Origin of the sequence: Coprococcus intestinihominis (assembly GCF_040096555.1) — a bacterium.
Classification (GTDB): Bacteria; Bacillota; Clostridia; order Lachnospirales; family Lachnospiraceae; genus Coprococcus_A; species Coprococcus_A intestinihominis.
The window spans coordinates 1-2,772 of record NZ_JBBMEK010000351.1 but is presented as its reverse complement, the minus strand read 5'-3'; the positions used below and the strand labels follow the sequence as shown (position 1 = coordinate 2,772).

Here is a 2,772-nt window from a genome sequence, read left to right as displayed (position 1 = left end):
GTTTCTCTGTATCCGATATTTCACTGACAACAGGTATCTCTTCCACCGCAGACGCATGGACCTTTACATTGACAACGGATCTGACACTGACTTTCCTGCTGTGGATCATGGTCACTCTCAGATCTTCCATTTCACAATCCACCCGTATTCTCGCTTCTTCTGTCAAACCGTCCATATTGACAACTTCTTCAAACGGCAGTTCACCTTCCATATGATCCAGTGTACAATTCTGGCGATCTTTTAAATAAGCCATTCTCCAGAACAGACTGCCTTTTAAAATCATTTTGTCCGGCATCGTCTTTATATTCTGTATCTGTATTTCGCCGTTCTCCACAATCACTTTTTCAATGTCCGATTTATTATCCGGCACGTTATAATCCTGATCCAGTGTCACCTGTAAAGCCACTGAGGATCTGAAATGCATCGCCTGCAGCATCTGTGTATCTGTCAACATAAAAAATCCCTCCTCACATCCATATCCTATTGATATGCCTGTAAGAAAGGATTTATGCGTTATATATGAAATCTGCGGATTACTTGCAAATAACCAGCTGCACATCCCGGGTCAGAACATCTGTATAGCTATACGATACCACTCTCTCAGCGTTATCTTCATCTGCATTGATTCTTACCGTAAATATGCTTGGATAGCTCTCCTGTATCACACCTTCGGCAACTGAGTATTTATGACGGCCTTTATTCGCTCTCACACGTACTCTGCGTCCGATATTCGCATCTACTGCTCTCCTGACGTTCATAATATCTTTCTGCTGCAAATCCGTTCACCTCTTTCAAAGGACTTTCACTACCGTTTGGTAATAATGTATAAAACTCCTGTAATAATTTTAACTCTTTTTTCATCAAAAGTCAATTTGCACAGTAAAAAGACTTATTTTTCTCAATATGCGTGTTTATTTTGTAGATTTTCACGATTTTTTTAGTACTTTATTCTTCATAATTTCATCGTATACGCAAAATTCGACAGCATTTTCCCTATATATCCCGGCCTCTATATGTCAAAAATGACGGGAGCATCCAATGTCTCCAGCTTAATCACAATGTACGGATACGATACAGTTCCCGCTCCGATCTCACTCTCCGTGTTTTTGCCGGATCCCGGGCCTTCCAAAGATGTACTGACACAGACTGACTGCTCTCCCAGATACAGATCATTGACTCTAATGCTGTAACCGCCGCCTTCCTGACTGCCATATCCGACAATCAGATACATATTCTCACCATCTCTGTAAATCAGTGTAAAGGTTTCTTCCTTTCGCTCATCAATATGTGACTTCAGTTCCTCACTGATATCCTCTGTACTCACAACTGTAAAATCCAAATCCCGCACCTTTTTTTCCATCATGTCATTTCCCGTACATGCACATAATAAAACCGTCAGCATCATACATATACTTATCTTCCATACTTTTCCCGCCATGTTTCCCTCCGATACGCCTGTCAGACTATCTTATATTGACAAGTTTATGTAAATTGATGGTATTTTATTCACATCACCCATAAAATTATGATAAAATGAGCAGTGTTGCATGATAAAGGAGGTTGTTTATGAAATTCAAATATTCTCTGCCCTGTCTGCTTCTGCTGGTTGTGATGCTGACAGGATGCGGGCACAATTTTGACAGTAGCGGCTACGTGACTTCGATCATGGATACCCTGTACAAAGGTAACTATACATCCTATATGGATTTTACCGGCGTCTCCCGCTCGGATGTTTCTCTTTACCGTGATCAATGGCTTACATCCTCTGCGGAAGCTTTTATGACAGCTTTTGGCGCCGGCACGCCATCCGAAGAAACCACAGACCGGATCATCGCTCTGCTGAACCAGCTCTATGCTAATGCCAGCTATGAGGTAACCGCTGAAACACCCGCTTCAGACGGCAGTCCCCAGACTGTGCAGTTGTCCATCCGGCCGCTGAATATCCTGAAGGACAATTACGATGCCATTCAGGTCTATGTTCATTCTTTTAATGAAAAAAACGCCGACTTCTCCTATGCCGACCTGACAGAAGAAGCCTACTACGACACTTATCTTGATGGGATACTGACCATCCTTGAAAGTCATCTGGCAGACATGACCTTTGGTGAAGCCACAACATTGGATATCCCCTTAGAAAAGAATAGTGACGGCCTATATACCATTTCCGAAGATACTCTGACAGCAATTCAGAATACACTCCTGCCATGGCCTGAGACAGACACGCAGCAATAAACCTACGAATGCGGTTCAGAAGTTTTTATAAATTAACAAACTGAAACGCGCGAAATCAAAAACTACGAAAAGGGATTCAAAAAAGCTTATTCCTGTGCGGAATAACTTTTTTGAATCCCTTCTTTAAGTTCTGAATCGCGCGTTCTTTTACATCATTTTGTCGATCATGGCCAGTACGGCTTTACCGAGTGCTTCTGACTTCTCATCAGCATCTGCCAGGGAAGTTCCCTTTATACCATAATAGAATTTGATCTTCGGCTCTGTACCGGATGGTCTGACGCATAACCATGCATCATCTGTCATGTCATAGTACAGAACATTGGATGACGGAAGACCTGTCGGCTTTGTCTCACCTGTGGCCAGATCAACAATCTCATCCTTCTTGTAATCTCTTCTGGATACAACCTTATAACCGCCGATTTCTGCCGGTGGATTCTGGCGCAGTGCTTCAAGAATAGACTGGATCTTGGCAAGGCCTTCGATACCGGATAAGGAGATAGATTTGATATCGTCCTTATAGTAGCCATAGCGTTCATACAT

The 2,772-nt window shown here is 42.5% G+C and carries 4 protein-coding genes and 1 pseudogene; 1 reads left to right on the top strand and 4 read right to left on the bottom strand.

Annotated features, from left to right (window positions below; genetic code table 11):
- From WMO25_RS16990 to WMO25_RS16980, 3 genes are all read right to left on the bottom strand, one after another.
- The coding region (locus WMO25_RS16990; protein ID WP_349086351.1) for a DUF3794 domain-containing protein at positions 1–454 on the bottom strand (454 nt) is incomplete at its 3' end.
- 79 nt (positions 455–533) lie between these two features.
- Entirely contained in the window at positions 534–758 is a 225-nt protein-coding gene (locus WMO25_RS16985) for a Veg family protein (protein ID WP_147322299.1), read from the bottom strand.
- 251 nt (positions 759–1,009) lie between these two features.
- The gene (locus tag WMO25_RS16980; RefSeq protein WP_349086349.1) at positions 1,010–1,438 is read right to left on the bottom strand and encodes a protease complex subunit PrcB family protein; all 429 of its coding nucleotides are present in this window, start codon (positions 1,436–1,438) and stop codon (positions 1,010–1,012) included.
- 128 nt (positions 1,439–1,566) lie between these two features.
- Between WMO25_RS16980 and WMO25_RS16975 the strand changes: the two genes are divergently transcribed.
- Positions 1,567–2,232 (top strand): hypothetical protein, encoded by a 666-nt coding sequence (locus WMO25_RS16975; protein ID WP_250795307.1) that lies wholly within the window; start codon positions 1,567–1,569, stop codon positions 2,230–2,232.
- Between the two features lie 147 nt (positions 2,233–2,379).
- Here WMO25_RS16975 and WMO25_RS16970 read toward each other — a convergent pair.
- Positions 2,380–2,772 (bottom strand): annotated as a pseudogene (locus WMO25_RS16970) (phospho-sugar mutase); the annotation flags it as partial.